The following is an 18,936-nucleotide window of genomic DNA, read 5'->3' as shown; positions in this document are numbered from 1 at the left end:
ACGGGCGGTGCCGGGGCGTGCCCCCGTCCGGGAGACCGGTCCCCACCGCAGACCCTCACCGCCCGCCGGCGGCGAGAGAGCACGCCGGGAGATTCCGCATGAGCACCGACCGCGACCGCCTGCCGCTCACCGCGGCCCAGCAGGGCCTGTGGACCGCCCAGCGGCTCGACCCCGCGAGCCCCGCCCACCTCACGGCCGAGTACGTGGAGCTGACCGGGCCACTCGACCCGGACCTGCTGTGCCGGGCGGTGACCGACGCCGTGGCGGAGACGGACGGACTCTCTGTGCGCTTCGTCACCGAGGCCGACGACGACGGGGAACGGGTCTGGCAGCGACCGGGTGCGGTACCCCCGCAGCGCCCCGACGTCCTCGACCTCACCCATGAAGCCGGCCCGACGGCCGCCGCACTGTCCTGGATGGACCAGGACCGCTCCGTCCCCGTCGACCTCGAACACGGGCGGCTCCACCGGCACGCCCTGCTGCGCACCGGCACGCACACGTGGCTCTGGTACCACCGCTGCCACCACATCCTCCTGGACGGCTACGGCTTCCAGCTCCTCGCCGCACGCGTCGCCGAGCTGTACCACGCCCTCGACACGGGCACCGAACCACCCGCGTCCCGCAATACCTCGGTGCGGGAGGCGATCGCCGAGGACCAGGCGTACGCCGGGTCCGAGGAGGAACGCGCCGACGGGCAGTGGTGGCGTGAGCAACTCGCCGACCGCCCGCGCCCGGTGACCCTCGGGGACAAGCCCCTGCCCGGCGCCGCACACGGCTTCCGCCGGGAGCGGCGGACCGTGCCGGCGCCCGAGGCGGCCGCGCTGGCGGAGTTCGCCCGGCAGGCCAAGGCCACCTGGCCCGAAGCGGTGCTCGCCGCGTGGGCGCTGTACCTGACCGGTCTCACCGGCACCCGCGAAGCGGTCATCGGCCTCCCGGTCAGCAACCGCACCAAGGGAGCGCTGCTCCGCGTACCCACCACCGCGGTCAACGTCGTCCCGCTGCGTGTCGAGGTCGACGTACACGAGTCACTGGCGGCGCTGCTGCGCCGGGTGACGCTGGCGATGCGCGCCCAGCGCCGGCACCAGCGCTACCGGGGTGAGCAACTCCGGCGCGACCTCGGGCTGTTCGGCGACGGTCGGCGGCTCACCGGACCACACGTCAACATCAAGCCCTTCACGGACGTACTGACCTTCGGCCGCTGCACCGGCACCGTGCACTACCTCGCGGCGGGCGCGGTCGAGGACCTCACCGTCAGCGTCAGCGGACAGCCCGGGACCAGCGGCCTCACCCTCACCCTCGACGCGCACCCGGACCTCTACACGGACGCCGAACTCGCCGCGCACGCCGACCGGTTCACCGACCTGCTGCGCCGCCTGCCGGACACCTCCGTGCAGGCGCCCGCCGGCCGGCTGCCCCTGGTGTCCGAGCGGGAGCGGCACCGGTTGACCCGGACCTGGGCGACGGGCCCCGACGCGCCCGACCGGGCCCCCGACCTGGCGCGAGCCTTCGCCGCACAGGTACGGCGCACCCCGGACGCCCCCGCCCTGTGGACGGCCGACGGCGAGCTGACCTATGCCGAACTCGACCTGCGCGTCGAAGTGTTGAGCCGGTGTCTGCGCGCCCGGGGCGCCGGCCGCGGCACTCTGGTCGCCGTCCTCCTGCCGCGCACCGAGGCGCTGGTGGTGTCTCTGCTCGCGGTCGTCCGCGCCGGGGCCGGATACGTACCGCTCGACCCCGCCTATCCGGGCGAGAGGATCCGGCAGACGCTCACCGACAGCCGCCCGGTGCTGCTGCTCACCGACACCGACACCGACGGCGCCCGGGACCGCGGCGTACCCGAGATGGTGGTCGGCCGGGACGGCACGCCCGCCGTTCCCGTGGAGCCGCGCGGCGGGGACGACCGGCCGTCCCGCACCCCGGGGGACACCGCCTACGTCATCTACACCTCCGGCTCGACCGGACGGCCCAAGGGCGTCGTCGTCTCGCACGGCGCCCTCGGCAACTTCCTCGCGGCGATGCGCTCCCTGCTGGACCCGCGGCCCGGCGACCGGATGCTCGCCGTGACGACCGTGTCCTTCGACATCGCCGCCCTCGAGCTCTTCCTCCCGCTCGTCACCGGCGGCACCGTGGTCCTCGCCGACCGGGAGGACGTACGGGACCCGTTCGCGCTCGCGACGCTCGTGCGGGCCCACCGCCCGCACCTCATGCAGGCCACCCCCTCGCTGTGGCGCGTACTGACCGATGCCGACCCCGGGGCCCTGGCCGGCGTACGGCTGCTGTCCGGCGGCGAGGCGCTGCAACCCGACCTCGCCCGGCGTCTCGCCGGGCTCGGCGCGGATCTGACCAACCTGTACGGGCCCACCGAGACCACCATCTGGTCGACTGCCGCCGCCCTCGGCCCGGACTGCCGCCCGCACGTGGGCCGGCCCGTCCGGCACACCCGCGCCTACGTCCTCGGCACCCGGCTCTCGCCTCTGCCCACCGGCACGACCGGAGAGCTGTACCTCGCCGGAGAGTCCGTCGCCGACGGCTATCTGGGGCGGGCGGGGCTGACGGCGGAGCGGTTCACGGCGGATCCCTTCGGTCCAGCGGGGGAGCGGATGTACCGGACGGGGGACCTGGCCCGGTGGCGGGCGGACGGCACGCTGGAGGTGCTGGGCCGGGCCGACCACCAGGTGAAGATCCGCGGCCACCGGGTCGAACCCGGCGAGGTCGCCGCCACCCTGTCCGGACACCCCGGGGTGCGCGAGGCCGCCGTCGTCACCCGGACACCCGGCGACGGCGCCGAACCCGTCCTCGTCGCCTTCCACACCGGTACCGCCGAGGAGCCCGAACTGAGGGCCCACCTCGCCCGCCTGCTCCCCGCCCACCTGGTCCCGGCCCACTTCCACCCGCTGCCCGCCCTGCCCCGCACCCCCAACGGCAAGACCGACCTCGGTGCACTGCCGCAGACCGGCGCCACCCCGGGTGAGCGGCGCCGCGCCCCCGCGACCGCGACCGAGGAACTGCTGTGCCGCCTGTTCGCACGGATTCTCGGCGTCCCCGAGGCAGGTGCCGACGACGACTTCTTCGCGCTCGGCGGCCACTCCCTGAGCGCCGCCCGCCTCACCACCGCCCTGCGCGCCGAGGCGGGGGTCGAGCTGCCGGTGCGGGCCCTGTTCGACCGACCGACCCCGGCCGGGCTCGCCGCTGCCGTCGAAGCCGCCCGCGACGCCCGCGAGCCCCTGGCACCGCAGCCGCGCCCGCACCGGATTCCGCTCTCACCCGGACAGCGCCGTCTGTGGTTCTTGCACCAGGCCGAAGGAACGAGGAGCGGCGCGTACAACATCCCGCTCGCCGTCCGCCTGGCCGACGCCCCCGGCCCGGCCACCCTCACCGCCGCAGTGAAGGACCTGCTGCTGCGCCACGAGGTACTGCGCACCGTCGTCCGCACGCCCGCAGCCGGCGCCGACCCCCATCAGGAGATCCTCGACGCCGCCGGATCGGCACCACCCGTACACCGGCACCGTGTCACCCCGGGGGAGCTCGACCGGGCGATCCGAGAGGCCGCCGCCGAGCCCTTCGACCTCGGACACGAACCACCGCTGCGCGTCCACCTGTTCACCACGCCCTCCGGCACCGAATGCACCCTGCTGTTGGTCCTGCACCACATCGCCGGCGACGAATGGTCCCTCACACCGCTCCTGCGCGACCTCGGCGAGGCACTGACGGCGCGCGGCGCGGGTCACGCCCCGGACTTCACACCCCTGCCCGTGCAGTACGCCGACTTCACCCTCTGGCAGCGGCGCACCGCACGCCGGGACGAGGCCGAGCACCTGGCCCACTGGCGGGAACAGCTGCGCGGCGCGCCCGAGCAGACCGAGCTGCCCTGGGCCCGCCCCCGGCCCCACGAGAGCGGCGGCCCGGCCGCCACCCACACCTTCGCCCTCGACACCCGCCGCTACGAGCGGGTGACCGAACTGGCCCGCCGCAGCCGCACCAGCACCTTCATGGTGCTGCACGCCGCCCTCGCGGTGACCCTGTCCCGCCTCGGCGCGGGGGACGACCTGGTCCTCGGTGCCCCGGTCGCGGGCCGCGACGACGAGGCGCTGAAGGACGCGGCCGGCCTTTTCATCAACACCCTCGCGCTGCGCACCGACCTCGGCGGCAACCCGACCGTCGACGGGCTCATGGAGCGGGTCAGGGAGACCGACCTGGAGGCACTCGCCCACCAGGAACTGCCCTTCGACCGGATCGTCGAGGAGGTCAACCCGGCCCGCGTCGCCGGGGTCACCCCGCTCTTCCAGGTGCTCTTCGCGGCCCGCGAGGAATTCGGCCGTACCCCGCTCCTGCCCGGCCAGTGCGGCAGACCGCGGCTGGTGCACACCGGGGACGCCAAGTTCGACCTCCAGGTCACCTTCAGCGAGGACCGGGAGTCCGGCACGGCGGACGGCCTCCTCGAGTACCGCACCGCCCTGTGGGAGGCGCGGGACGCGGAGCGCTTCGCCGACACCCTCGTCCGCGTGATCGACCAGCTGACGGAGGACCCCACCCGCCCCCTGTCCGCCCTCCGGACGCTCCCCGACGCCGAACGCGAGCGGATCCTGACCGCGCCCAACTCCACCGCCCGCGCCCTTCCCGCCACCCATCCGGCCCTGCTCTTCGCCGGGCAGGCGACGCGCAACCCCGACGGGATCGCCCTCGTCAGCGGCGTCGAAGAACTGACATACCGCCAACTGGAGTCGCGGGCCGCGCGGCTGGCGACCGTACTCACCGAACACGGAGCGGCCCCCGGCACCCTCGTCGGCGTCAGCCTGCCGCGTGGCACCCAACTCGTCGTCACCCTGCTCGCCCTGGCCCGCACCGGTGCCGCCTACCTCCCCGTCGACCCCGACTTCCCCGCAGAACGGATCCGGCTCCTGCTCGCCGACGCCGACCCGGACCTCCTGATCGCCGGCCACACACCCGACGGCGTCCTGCCGCCGCACCGGCTGCTCGACCCGGACGACCCCGCCTTCCGCGCCCGCGTGGCGGACGCCGCCGAACTGCCCCCGCCGCCGCCGAGGCACGGCGCCCACCCCGCCTACGTCATCCACACCTCCGGCTCCACCGGCGCCCCCAAGGGCGTCGTCGTCACCGAGGCCGCCCTGACCAACTTCCTGCTCTGCACGGCGGACACGCTCGCCTTCACCGGCGGGGAGCGGCTGCTCGCCGTCACCACCGTCGGCTTCGACATCGCCGTACTGGAACTGTTCCTGCCGCTGATCACCGGCGGCACGGTGGTCCTCGCCGGACGCGAGGAGGTCCGCGACCCCGCCCTGCTCGCCGGTCTCCTCGGCCGCAGCGGCGCCACCGTCATGCAGGCCACCCCCTCGCTCTGGCGCTCCCTGCTGGAACAGGCCCCCGAAGCGCTGCACGGGCTGCGGATCCTGTGCGGCGGCGAGGCGCTCGCCCCCGACCTGGCCGTCGCCCTCGCCGGACTCGGCGCGGACCTGACCAACCTGTACGGGCCCACCGAGACCACTATCTGGTCCACGTCGGCGGCGCTCGACCGCGGTGCGGCCGCCGCCCCGCACGCGGGCCGCCCCCTGTGGAACACCCGTGCCTACGTCGTCGACCGCTTCCTCGCCCCGGTCCCGCCGGGTGTACCTGGGGAGCTGTACCTGGCCGGGGAGGGACTCGCCCAGGGGTATCTGGGGCGGGCGGGGCTGACGGCGGAGCGGTTCACGGCGGATCCGTTCGGTCCGGCGGGGGAGCGGATGTACCGGACGGGGGACCTGGCCCGGTGGCGGGCGGACGGCACGCTGGAGGTGCTGGGCCGGGCCGATCACCAGGTGAAGATCCGCGGTCATCGGGTCGAGCCCGGCGAGGTCGCCGCCGCCCTCCGCGAGGACCCGCGCGTACGGGACGCCGCCGTGATCGCGCACACGGCACCGGGCGACCCCGCGCCGCGCCTGGTCGCCTACCTCGTGGGCCCGCACGGCCAGGAGGAGGCCGGGCGGATCCGCGAGGACGTGGCCGACCGCCTCCCCGCCCACCTCGTCCCCGCCTTCTGCCTGGTGCTCGACGCGCTTCCGCAGACGCCCAACGGCAAGCTGGACCGCGCCGCCCTGCCCGAACCGGGCCCGGCCGCCCGTGCCTCACGCGCCCCGCGCGGCCCCCGGGAGGAAGCCCTGGCCGCCCTGTTCTCCGAGATCCTGGGCGGCGTCGAACCCGGGGCCGACGACGACTTCTTCGCGCTCGGCGGCCACTCGCTGCTCGCCGCCCGGCTGGTGGCCAGGGCTCGGCCCCTGCTGGGCGACGACCTCACCGTGCGCCACGTCTTCGACCATCCGACCGTCGCCCGGCTCGCCGCCCGCACCACCTCCGCCCGGCGCACGACACCGCCCCCGACCCGCGGCGAGCGTCCCGCACGGCTCCCGCTCTCCCCGGCCCAGGCACGACTGCGCTTCCTGGACTCCCTCGGCGGCACCGGCACCTCCTACCACCTGCCGTTCGTCCTCACCCTCACCGGAGACGTCGACCTCGCGGCCCTCGACGACGCGCTCACCGACCTGACCGACCGCCACGAGGTGCTGCGCACCGTCTTCCCCGACGACGGCGACGGCCCCCACCAGCGGATCCTGGACACGGCCGGACCCGTCGAGCACGCCGACGTGCGCGACGAGCGGGAACTGGAGCAGCGGCTCGCGGAGCTGAGCGGCCGGCCCTTCGACCTGGCCGCGGAGCCGCCCCTGCGGATCACCGTCCTCACCGGCGCCGGCCGGGTGACCGTACTGCTCCTGCTGCACCACATCGCGGGCGACGAGTGGTCCGTCACCCCGCTGCTCACCGACCTGTCCGCCGCGTACGCCGCCCGTCGCGCCGGGCACGCGCCCGACCGGCCTCCGCTGCCCGTCGACTACGCCGACTACGCGCTGTGGCAGCGGCGGCTCCTGGACGACGGCCGCTACGAACCCGAACTCGCCTACTGGCGAACAGTGTTGACCGGCGCACCGGCGGTGCTGGAGCTGCCGGCCGACCGGCCCCGGCCCGCCCGGCCCTCCGGACGCGGTGGTTACGTTCCCTTCACCGTGCCGGACAGCACCGCCAGCGCCCTGCGACGGCTGTCCCGCGACACCGGCACCACGCCGTTCATGGTGACGCAGGCCGCACTCGCCGCGCTGCTGAGCGCCCTGGGCGCGGGGGAGGACATCCCTATCGGTGTGCCCACGGCCGGCCGGGAGGAGCGGCACACCGAGGACCTGATCGGCTTCTTCGTCAACACCCTCGTCCTGCGCACCGACCTGACCGGCACGCCCACCTTCCGGGACCTGCTCGACCGGGTGCGGACCACCACGCTCGACGCCTTCGACCACGCCCGGGTGCCCTTCGAGCGGGTCGTGGAGGCGGTCCGGCCCGAACGCGCCGCGCACAACCCGCTGTTCCAGGTCATGCTCACCTACCAGAAGCGCGACGAGGTGCCCTTCTCGGCGCCCGGAGTCGAGGCCGCCTTCGCGCTGCGGGAGACCGACACCGCCAAGTTCGACCTCGTCGTCGGCCTCACCGACCACGTCGGCACCCACCGCCTGGACGGCGCCGTCAACTACAGCGCCGACCTCTTCGACCGGGCCACCGCCGAGCGCTTCGCCGCCCGCCTGGTACGGCTGCTGGACGCGGCCGTCGCCGCCCCGGACACGCCCGTGCAGCGGCTGCCGGTCCTCGACGACGAGGAACGCCGCACCGTCCTCACCGACTGGAACCCGGCCAGAACCGAGCAGCCCGGCCCCGACCTGCTCGGCCGCCTCGCGCTCGCCGCCACGGCCCACGCCTCGCGCACCGCCCTCACCTGCGGCGAGCACAGCGTCGACCACGCCACCCTGGACCGCCGCACCAACGCGCTCGCCCGCACCCTCGTCGCCCGCGGGGTCGGCCCCGAGGACCGGGTCGCCCTGCTGCTGCCCCGGTCCGCCGCCCTGGTGGAGGCCGTACTCGCGGTGGTCAAGGCAGGTGCCGCCTACGTGCCCGTGGACCCCCGCTACCCGGCCGCCCGCATCGCGTACACCGTCCGGGACGCCGCACCCGCGCTCGTCGTCACCACGGGCGCCACCGAGGCCCCCGACGGCGTCCCGGTGCTCGACCTCGACGACCCCCGGGTCCGCGACGACCTCGCCACCGCACCCGACGGGCCGGTCACCGACGCCGAACGCACCGCGCCCGTGCACCCGGACCACGCCGCCTACCTCATCTACACCTCCGGCTCCACCGGCACCCCCAAGGGCGTCGTCGTCACCCGGCGCAACCTCACCCGGCTCTTCGACGCCACCCGCCCGCTCTTCGGCTTCGGCCCCGACGACGTGTGGACGCTCTTCCACTCCTACGCCTTCGACTTCTCCGTCTGGGAGATGTGGGGCGCGCTCCTGCACGGCGGACGGCTGGTCGTCGTCCCGGACGGGACGACCCGCTCCGGGCCGGACTTCCTGAACCTGCTGCACGAGGAGGGCGTCACCGTCCTCAACCAGACCCCCGCCGCCTTCGCCCAGCTCACCGAGTCCCTGCCCGGCCGGGGCGTGCCCGCCTCCCTGCGCTGGATCGTCTTCGGCGGCGAGGCCCTGGAACCGGGCCGTACTCTGCCCTGGCTCACCGGCCCCACCCCGCCGCGCCTGGTGAACATGTACGGCATCACCGAGACCACCGTCCACGTCACCGCGTACGAACTCACCCGCGACCGCGCCGAGGAGGCCGCACGCCTGGGCGTCAGCCCCGTCGGACGCGCCGTGGACGACCTGCGCCTGTACGTCCTGGACGACGGACTGCGCCCGGTCCCGCCCGGCGTCAGGGGCGAACTCTACGTCGCCGGCGGCGGACTCGCCCGCGGTTACCACGGCCTGCCCGCGCTGACCGCGACCCGGTTCCTCGCCGACCCGTTCGGCCCGCGTGGCAGCCGCATATACCGCAGCGGCGACCTCGCCCGCTGGTCCGCGTCGGGGCAACTCCAGTACCTGGGACGCGCAGACGACCAGGTGTCGCTGCGCGGCTTCCGGGTGGAGACCGGCGAGATCGAGGCGGTACTCGGCCGCCACCCCGACGTGCGCACGGCCGCCGTCGTCCTGCGCACCGACCTGCCCGCAGGGCCCGGACTGGTCGCCTACACGACCGGCACCGCGCCTGCGGGGCGACTGCGCGAAGCCTGCGCCGCCGCACTGCCCGAGCACATGGTGCCGACGGCCTTCGTCACCGTCGACGCGCTGCCGCTCACCGCCAACGGAAAGCTCGACCGGGCCGCACTGCCGGTACCCGACACCTCCCGCCAGGCCGGGGCAACCGCCCCGCGCACCGCCCTCGAAAGCACCCTGAGCGAGCTGTACGGCAGCGTCCTCGGCGTGCCCGAGGTCGGCGTCGACGACGACTTCTTCGCCCTTGGCGGGCACTCGCTGCTCGTCACCCGCCTCGCCAACCGCATCCGGTCGGCCCTCGGCAGGGAGGTCGCCGTACGCACCCTCTTCGAGGCCCGCACCGTCGCCGCCCTCGCCGCGCGGCTGTCCGCCACCGGGGCGGCCGACCTCGCCCGGACGGCCGCCGCGCCGCTCGCCGTCGCGGAAAGGCCGGCCGCACTGCCGCTCTCGCCGGCACAGGCCCGCCTGTGGTTCCTGCACCGGCTCGGCGGAGCCGCCCGCACCTACGCCGTGCCGCTGCTGCTGCGCCCCATCGCGCCGCTCGACACCGAAGCCCTGACCGGCGCCGTGCACGACCTGGTCGAGCGGCACGAGATCCTGCGCACCGCCTACCCGGCGCCCGAGGGGCACCCGGTTCAGCACGTCCTGCCCACCCCCGACCCGGCCGTGGGGCCACCGGTGCCCGCGACCGACCCGGCCGCCACGGCACGCGCCCTGGCCGACCGGGAATTCGACCTGGAGGCCGAGCCGCCGCTGCGCGTGCACCTGATCGAGGGGCCGACGGGGGAGCGCAGCCTGCTCCTCCTCCTGCACCACATCGCTTTCGACGAATGGTCCCTCGCCCCGCTCGTCGACGACCTGGCCGCGCTCTACTCCGCCCGGCTGCACGACACCGGCTCCCCGCCCGTGCCCCGGCACCAGTACGCCGACTACACCCTCTGGCAGGCGAGCGCCCTCACCACCCGCGAGCAGCCGCTGCTCGACCACTGGCGGCAGCGGCTGGCCGGGGCCCCGGCCGAGATCCCGCTGCCGCTGGACCGGCCGCGGCCCGCCGAGGTCGACCAGGACGGCGACTCGGTCGAGTTCACCGTCCCCGGCGGCGTCCTGCATGCCGCCGAGACACTCGCCGCCCACACCGGCAGCACGCTCTTCATGGTGCTGCACGCCGCCCTGGCCGCCCTGCTCACCGCGCACGGCGCCGGCACCGACCTGCCGATCGGCACGGTCCTGAGCGGACGCACCGAACGGGCCCTCGAAGAGATGCCGGGCCTGATGGCCAACACGGTCGTCCTGCGCACCGACACCTCGGGCGACCCCACCTTCCGGGAACTCGTGGACCGGGTGCGGGCGACGGATCTGGACGCCTTCGAGCACGGCGAGCTGCCCTTCGAGCGCCTGGTCGACGCGCTGGAACCAGAACGCTCCCTCTCCCGCCACCCGCTCTTCCAGGTGGCCCTGGTGCACCAGCGCACCCCCGGACGACGCGCCGACTTCGACGGCGTACCCGTGGACGTCGAACTGATCGAGACCAAGGGCGCCAAGTTCGACCTGACCCTGGCGGTGGTGGAACGACCGGACGGCGACCACCTGTCCGCCGCCTTCAACTACCGCACGGCGCTGTTCGACGCCGCGACCGTGGCGGCCCTGGGACGACGGTTCACCGCGCTGCTCGACTGGTGCACCACGCATCCCGACCTGCCCCTGACGGCCGCACCCCTGCTGTCGGACGCGGAGGGGCGCAGGGCGGTGCTCGGCGCCGCCACCGGCGAGAGCCGTGACCTGCCGCCCGCCACGGTGCCGGAGCTGGTCCGCCGCCAGGCCCACCGCACCCCGGACCGGGAGGCGCTGACGGACGGCGAACGGCGCTGGACCTACGCCGAGTTCGACACCGAGGCCGACCGGCTCGCGCACGCGCTCGCCGAACTGGGCGCCCGACGCGGCCGGGTGGTCGCCGTCGCCCTGCCCCGCTCGCCCGAACTCGTCCTCGCCGTGCACGCCGTACAGCGCGCGGGTGCCGCGTATCTGCCGATCGACCCCGAACTGCCGGTGTCCCGCGTCCGGGAGCTGCTCACCGACTCCGGCGCCCACTGCGTCGTGACCACCGGCGCGCTCGCCGACCGGGTCAACCCGGACGGCCTGCCCGTACTCGACCCGATCGGACCGCGCTCTGCCGTCCCGCCGCCGGCCGGCGCCGGGCCCCTGCCCGCGGACCCCGCCTACCTCCTGTTCACCTCCGGCTCCACCGGGCGGCCCAAGGGCGTCCTCGTCCAGCACTCCGCGATCGTCAACCGGCTGCTGTGGGCCCAGGAGACGTACGCCCTCGGCGCCGACGACCGGGTGCTGCTCAAGACGCCCGCGAGCTTCGACGTCTCGGTGTGGGAGCTGTTCTGGCCGCTGCTGGCCGGCGCGACCCTGGTGACCGCGGGAGCCGACGACCACCGCGACCCGGCCGCGCTGGCCCGCATCGTGCGCGAACAGGCCGTCACCACCGTGCACTTCGTACCGTCCATGCTCGCCGCCTTCACCACGGTCGCCGAACCCGCCGACTGCCGGAGCCTGCGCCGTGTCCTCGCCAGCGGCGAGACCCTTCCGCCGGCCGCCGTCACCTCCGTCGCCCGGATCGCCCCGCACGCCGAACTGCACAACCTGTACGGCCCCACCGAGGCCGCCGTCGACGTCACCGCCCGGCACACCACCCCGGCGGATGCCACGGCCGTCGCCGTCCCCATCGGCCGGCCGGTGTGGAACACCCGGGCCCTGGTCCTGGACGCCGCCCTGCGCCCGGTACCGCCCGGCATTCCCGGCGAGCTGTACCTGGCCGGTGCCCAACTCGCCCTCGGCTACCAGGGACGCCCCGCGCTCACCGCCGAACGCTTCACCGCCGACCCCTACGGCCCGCCCGGCGCCCGCCTCTACCGCACCGGCGACCTCGCCCGGTGGCGCCACGACGGTCAACTCGACCACCTCGGACGCGCCGACGACCAGATCAAGCTGCGCGGCCTGCGCATCGAACCGGGGGAGATCACCGCCGTACTCGACGCCCACCCGGCCGTCGCGCACAGCGCCGTGACCGTCTGGACCGACCCGGCCACCGGCGCGGGACACCTCGTCGCCCACGTCGTACCCGCCCGCCGCGACGAGCCGCTGCCCGACCTCACCACGCACCTCGCCGAACGCCTTCCCGCCCACCTCCTGCCCAGCACCGTGGAGCCCCTGGACGCGCTGCCGGTCACCGCCAACGGCAAGCTCGACCGGTCCGCGCTGCCCGCACCCCGGCTCGGCGGGGACGGGGCGGGGACCGAGCCCGCCACACCGCAGGAGCGGCGGCTCGCCGGGCTCTTCGCCGACCTGCTCCACACGGACCACGTCGGGGTCGACGACAGCTTCTTCGCCCTGGGCGGCGACAGCATCCTGTCCATCCAACTCGTCGCCGCCGCACGCAAGTCGGGCCTCCTCATCACCCCGCAGGACGTCTTCCGGCACCGCACCGTGCGCGGCCTGCTCGCCGCCGCCCGCCCCGAGGAACCCGCCCGGCCCGACGACCCCGCCCGGTCCCCGGCCACCGCCCTCGCCGGGCTCGGCCCCGAAGGCCCCTGGCCGGTGACCCCGCTCCAGGAGGGCCTGCTCTTCCACTCGCACTACGACACCCGGGGCGGCGACGGCGACCTGGACGTCTATCACGTACAGGTCGTCCTCGCCCTCACCGGCCGGGTCGACACCGAACGGCTCCGGGCCGCCCTCCAACGGGTACTGGAGCGGCACGCGCCGCTGCGCACCGGCTTCACCCGGACCGACACGGGCTGGTCACGACAGCTGCGGGCGGCGCGGGCGGACGTCACGGAAGTCGACCTGCGCCGCCGCACCCCGCGCGAGACCGAGCGCCGCGCCCGGCGCCGCATCGAGGACGAACGCGTCCGCCGCTTCGACCTGGACGCACCCCCGCTGCTGCGCTGCCTGGTCGTGCACCGCGAGGACACCCGCACCGACCTGGTCCTGACGGCCCACCACCTGGTGCTGGACGGCTGGTCGGTGCCGCTGCTCGTCCGGGAGCTGCTGCACGCCTACGGAGGAGCCGAACTGCCCGGCACCGGACCCGACCACCTCGACCACCTGCGGTGGCTGCACAGCCAGGACCGCCCGGCCGCCGAGGACGCCTGGCACACCGCCCTGGCGGACCTGGACGGACCCACCCTGGTCGCACCGGACGCGCGGTACGAGACACAACTTCCCGAGGAGTGCGTCCGCCTTGCCGACCGCGCGCTGACCGGGCGGCTGACGGCCTTCGCCCGGAGCCGGGACCTGACCCTGGCCACCCTTCTCCAAGCCGCCTGGGGCCTCGTCCTCTCCACCGCCACGGGCCGCCGCGACGTCGTTTTCGGCAGCGTCGTCTCCGGCCGCCCCGCCGACGTGCCCCGGGCCGACGAGATGATCGGCCTGTTCGTCAACACCGTGCCGGTCCGGGTCCGCCTCCGGCCCGAACAGACCCTCGGCGAACTGCTCACCGAGGTCAGGGACGCCTTCACCGGACTCCTGCCCCACCACCACCTCGGCCTCGCCGACATCCAGCGGGCCACCGGTCACGGCACCCTTTTCGACACCCTCACCGCGCTGGAGAACTACCCCGCGGACCCGACGGACGCCCTCGCCGAGGCCGCCGGTATCGGTGTCGCAGAGGTGCGCGGGAGCGACGCCACGCACTACCCGCTCACCTTCGTCGCCGTACCGGGCGACGAACTCACCCTGCGCGTCGCGTACCAGCCGGGCTGCCTCACCGCGACCGAGGCCGAACGGTACGCCGAGCGGGCGCTGCACATGCTGCGGCTGCTCTGCGAGGCGCCCGACACCCCCGTGGCCGCCCTCGATCCGCTGCTGCCCGCCGAGCGCGCCGCCCTCCCCGCCCACGCGGACGGACCGGCCGCGCCCACACCGGCGACCTGGGCGGACCTCGTCGCCCGTCAGGTGGCCGCCCGGCCCACGGCACCCGCCGTTGAAGGCCCGGGGGAGACCCTGACGTACGCCGGACTCGACGCCCGCGCCCGAGCCCTGGCCGCGCGGCTGACCACCGCCGGACTGCGCCCCGGCGACCTCGCGGCGCTCGCGCTGCCGCGTTCGGTGGACCTCGTGGTCGCCCAGCTCGCGGTCCAGCAGGCCGGCGCCGCCCACCTGCCGATCGACCCCGACTATCCGGCCGAGCGGGCGCGTTACATGCTGGACGACGCGGCTCCCGTCCTCGTACTGAGCCACCGGGAGCTGGTGGACCGCTTCCCGGACGCCCTCTTCGTCGACGACGGACCCGCCGGAGCCGACGACGAACCCACCGGTGCCGACACCGAACCGTCCGGAGCCGACCGTACCGCCGGCGTGCGGGTGCCCGTCACCTCCCGGCACCCCGCCTACGTCATCTACACCTCCGGTTCCACCGGTCGCCCCAAGGGCGTCGTCACCACGCACGCCGGACTGGCCGCCCTCGCGACCGCACAGGCCGAACGCCTCGGCATCGACGCCACCGGCCGGGTCCTCCAGCTGGCCTCGCCCTCCTTCGACGCGTCCGTCATGGAGAGCCTCATGGCCCTGGCCACCGGGGCCACCCTGGTGATCCCGGAGCCCGGGCCGCTCGCGGGAGAACTCCTCGGCGAGACGCTGACCGGCCGCCGTATCACGCACGCGCTGATCCCACCGACCGCGCTGACCGGACTCGACCCCGAGAACGCCGGCACCCTGCACACCCTCGTCGTCGGCGGCGAGGCGTGCACCGCGGCACTCGCCGCCCGCTGGGCACCCGGCCGCCGCATGGTCAACGCCTACGGTCCCACCGAGGCCACGGCCTGCGTCACCATGAGCGCCCCGCTCGACGGCCGGGGCACGCCCGCCATCGGCACGCCCCTGCACGGCGTGCGCCTGCACGTCCTGGACGGCATGCTGCGACCGGTCCCGGCCGGCACCACCGGCGAGCTGTACGCCGCCGGGGACGGCGTCGCCCAGGGCTACCTGCGCCGGCCGGGCCTGACCGCGAGCCGCTTCACCGCCGACCCGTACGGCCCGCCCGGCTCCCGCATGTACCGCACCGGCGACCTGGTCTCCCGCGACGCCGAGGGCGTCCTGCACTACCACGGCCGCGCCGACGACCAGGTCAAGATCCGGGGCTTCCGCGTCGAGCCGGGTGAGATCACCGCCCGCCTGGAGGCGCGGCCCGGGGTCGGCTCGGCGGCCGTCGTCGTCCGCGGCGCAGGCGGCGACGCCTCCGACGGGCCCCGCCGCCTGGTCGCCTACGTCGTTCCGGACCGCACGGACCGCACGGACCGCACGGAGGACACGGACGGCCCGGACACGCTGGACACCGAACGCCTGCGCACCGACCTGGCCCGGGTTCTGCCCGACCACATGGTGCCCACCGCGTTCGTCACCCTGCCCGCGCTGCCGCTCACCCCCAACGGCAAACTGGACCACAAGGCCCTGCCCGAACCGGACTTCACCGACGCCGTCGGGGACGCCGCCCCCGAAGGTCCCCTGGAGACCGCGCTCGCCGAGGCGTTCGCCCGGGTACTGGGACTGCCGGCGGTCGGCGCCGAGGACGACTTCTTCCACCTCGGCGGCGACAGCATCCTGTCCCTCCAACTCGCCTCCCGGGTCAGAGCGGCCGGGCTGCGGGTGACCCCGCGCGAGGTCTTCGAGCACCCCAGTGTCCGTGCCCTGGCCGCACTGCTGGGCGACCGCGGCACCGTCACCATCACCGACGCAGCGCCCGGTGCGACGGGCAGCGCACCGCTCACGCCCATCATGCGCTGGCTCCTCGAACGCGGCGGCCCTGTCGGCAGGTTCAGCCAGTCCATGCTGCTCACGCTCCCCGACGGCATCGAGGCCGGACAGCTGAACGCCGTCCTGGACGCCGTGGTCGGCCGCCACGACGTCCTGCGCGCCCGCCTCGACGCCGACGCCGGCACCTTCGTCGTCCCCGGTCCCGATGCCGGCGACCGTGCCCACCTCCCAGACCACCGCGAGGCCGCCCGGCTGTTCGACGCCGAGTCGGTCGGCCGCGACGTCGACGAGCTGGCGGCCCGGCTCGACCCGGCCGCCGGACACATGCTCCGCACCCGCTGGTACGGGGCCACCCGGTCCCGCACCGGGCGGCTGCTGCTCGTCGCGCACCACCTGGTCGTGGACGGTGTCTCCTGGCGCATCCTCCTCGACGACCTCGCCGAGGCGTGGCACGCCGTACGCGAGGACCGGGCGCTCGCCCCGGCCGGCGTGCCCACTCCCTTCCGGGGCTGGGCGGCGGAGCTGCCACGACTGGCACACGACCGCCGGGACGAACTGCCCCTGTGGCAGCGCGTGCTGAGCACACCGGCCGACCTGCCCGGCGTCCGCCGCGCTGCTCCGCCGGGCACCGTGGCGGCGGCTCGCCACCAGGTGTTCGTGCTGCCGCCCGAGGACACCGCAGACCTGCTGACCCGGGCCGTGGAACGCTTCGACGCCTCGGTGCAGCACGTCCTGCTCGCCGCCCTGGCCACCGCCGTACGCGCCGCCGACGGCGGGTCCACGGTCCGCTTCCTCGCCCATGTCGAGGGACACGGAAGGGAACAGCAGATCCGCGAGGGCTTTGACCTCTCCCGGACCGTGGGCTGGTTCACCTCCCTCTACCCCGTCGCCCTCGCCGCGGGCACGGACGAGAGCTTCGCGGACACCGTCGCCCGGGTGCGTGGCGACCTGCTCGCCCTGCCCGACAACGGCATCGGCTACGGACTGCTGCGCCACCTGCTCCCCGACGCCGGGACAGGGCTCGCCGACCGGCCCGCACCCGCGCTGTCCTTCAACTACCTGGGCCGCTTCGGCACCCCGGCGGACACCGGTGTCCCCTGGACGGCGGCCCCCGAAGCGCCCGTGCTCGGCGGCGGCATCGACCCGGACCTGCCGATGGCCCACGCACTGGAGATCAACGCGGTCACCCGCGACACCCCGCGCGGCCCGGAACTGCACACCCGCCTCACCTGGGCGCCCTCTGCCGTCGACGACGCCGTCGCCGAAGACCTCGGCACCCGCTGGCTCGACACCCTGCGCGGGGCGGCCCGGGAAGCCCGTACGGCGGCACCCGGCGCCACCGCGCGTCAGACCGAGGCCCCCGCACCCCCGACGGCCGGGGCGAGCGCGCCCCTGTCGCCGCTCAGCCCCGAACAGACAGCACGGCTCGCAGCCCGATGGAGGAACCGGTGAGCGCCGAGAACGGCCCCGACCACGGCCTGGACGACATCCTTCCGCTGACACCCCTGCAGGAAGGACTGCTCTTCCACTCCGGCCTCGACAGCTCGGGCCCGGACGTCTACACCCTGCGTCTGGTCCTCGACCTGGACGGCCCGCTGGACGGCGCCGTGCTGCGCCGGTCCGTCGACACCGTGCTGCGCCGGCACCCGAACCTGCGCGTCGCTTTCGTCGACGAGGGACTGGACCGTCCCGTGCAGGTGGTGCCGTCCACCTGGTCGGTGCCTTTCCGGGAGGCCGACCTGCGCGAACTCGCCCCCGACCGCCGTACGAGGGAGGCCGGGCGGATCCTCGACGAGGAGCGAGCCCACCGGTTCGACCCCGAGCGGCCCCCTCTGCTGCGGCTCACGCTGATCCGGCTCGGCGACCGCGCCCACCGGCTCGTGGTCACCGCCCATCACGTCCTGCTCGACGGCTGGTCCATGCCCCTGTTCGGCCGGGAGCTGTTCGCCGCCTACGCCCTGCACAGCGGGTCCGCCACCGCCGTGCCGCTGCCCGAGGTGCGCCCCTACCGGGACTTCCTCGCCCACCTCGCCACCCGTGACCGCGCCGCCGCCGAGGCAGCCTGGCGCGAGGCGCTGTCCGGCCTGGCCGAGCCGACCCTGCTCGCGTCCCCGGCCCCGGGCAGTACCGCCGCGCCCGCCGTGCCGCTCCAGACCGAGCTGCGCGTACCGGCCGCCACCGCGGCGGGTCTCGGCACCCTCGCCGCCGGCCACCGGGTCACCACCGCCACGGCCTACCAGGCGGCCTGGGGCATCACCCTGGCCCGGCTGACCGGCCGTGACGACGTCGTCTTCGGCACCACGGTCTCCGGCCGGCCCGCCGACCTGGACGGCGCCGAATCCATGATCGGGCTCTTCATCAACACCCTGCCCGTGCTCGTCCGGGCCTCCCCGTGGCGCTCCCTCGCCGCGACCGCCGCCGACCTCCAGCGGGAGCGGACCCGGCTGCTGGACCACGAACACCTGGGGCTCGCCGACATCCAGCGGCTCGTGGGACTCGGCCCGCTGTTCGACACCCTGATCGTCGTCGAGAACTTCGGCGTGGACTCCGGGGCCCTCGCCGAGGCCCAGGCCGCCGGTGGTCTCACCGTCACCTCCGCGGTGGGGGAGGACGCCACGCACTACCCGGTGACCGTCGTCGTCCACCCCGGCCCGGAGCCCCGCGTCGTCCTGCGCCACCGTCCCGACCTGGTGTCCGAGGAACAGGCCCGGGCACTGGGCGCCGCCTACGTCCGCGTCCTGACCGCCCTCGCCGACCGGCCCGACACCCCCGCGGGCGCCGTCGAACTCCTCGCGGCGCACGAGCGGCACCGTGCCCTGGAGGACGGTGCCGCCCTGGAGGCGGGCCCGCCGCCCGAGGACACCCTCACCGCCCGTTTCGCGGAGACGGCCGCCCGCACCCCGGATGCCGTCGCCGTCACGGACGCCGGGGAAGAACACACCTACCGCGAACTCGACGCGTACTCCGGCCGCCTGGCCCGGCTCCTGCGCGAACACGGCGCCGGGCCCGGCACCTTCGTCGCCGTGTGCCTCGAACCGTCCTTCGA

2 protein-coding genes (1 of these 2 cut by a window edge) are annotated in these 18,936 nt (G+C 75.3%); both read left to right on the top strand.

Translation table 11 applies throughout. The annotated features are described in order from the left end of the window. The first annotated feature begins 98 nt into the window (after positions 1-98). Positions 99-17,342 carry a non-ribosomal peptide synthase/polyketide synthase gene (locus tag ACIQFU_RS25125; RefSeq protein ID WP_402554411.1) on the top strand — a complete coding sequence of 5,748 codons (17,244 nt, stop codon included), beginning with the start codon at positions 99-101 and terminating at the stop codon, positions 17,340-17,342. Beyond that, positions 17,339-18,936, top strand: the start of a protein-coding gene (locus tag ACIQFU_RS25120; RefSeq protein ID WP_402554410.1) for an amino acid adenylation domain-containing protein. 13,870 nt of this gene lie beyond the right edge of the window; only the first 1,598 of its 15,468 coding nucleotides appear in the window; the start codon lies at positions 17,339-17,341; its stop codon lies beyond the right edge, outside the window. The genes ACIQFU_RS25125 and ACIQFU_RS25120 overlap by 4 nt, the downstream gene beginning before the upstream one ends.

It is taken from the genome of Streptomyces sp. NPDC093065, from assembly GCF_044754585.1.
In the GTDB taxonomy this organism is placed as follows: Bacteria; Actinomycetota; Actinomycetes; order Streptomycetales; family Streptomycetaceae; genus Streptomyces.
The sequence above is the reverse complement of the archived record's forward strand: the minus strand, read 5'-3'. Positions and strand labels throughout refer to the sequence as shown.

Bases quoted from the DNA above. Each gene is read 5' to 3' on its own strand.
- ACIQFU_RS25125 (WP_402554411.1), top strand. From the start codon at position 99: ATGAGCACCGACCGCGACCGCCTGCCGCTCACCGCGGCCCAGCAGGGC.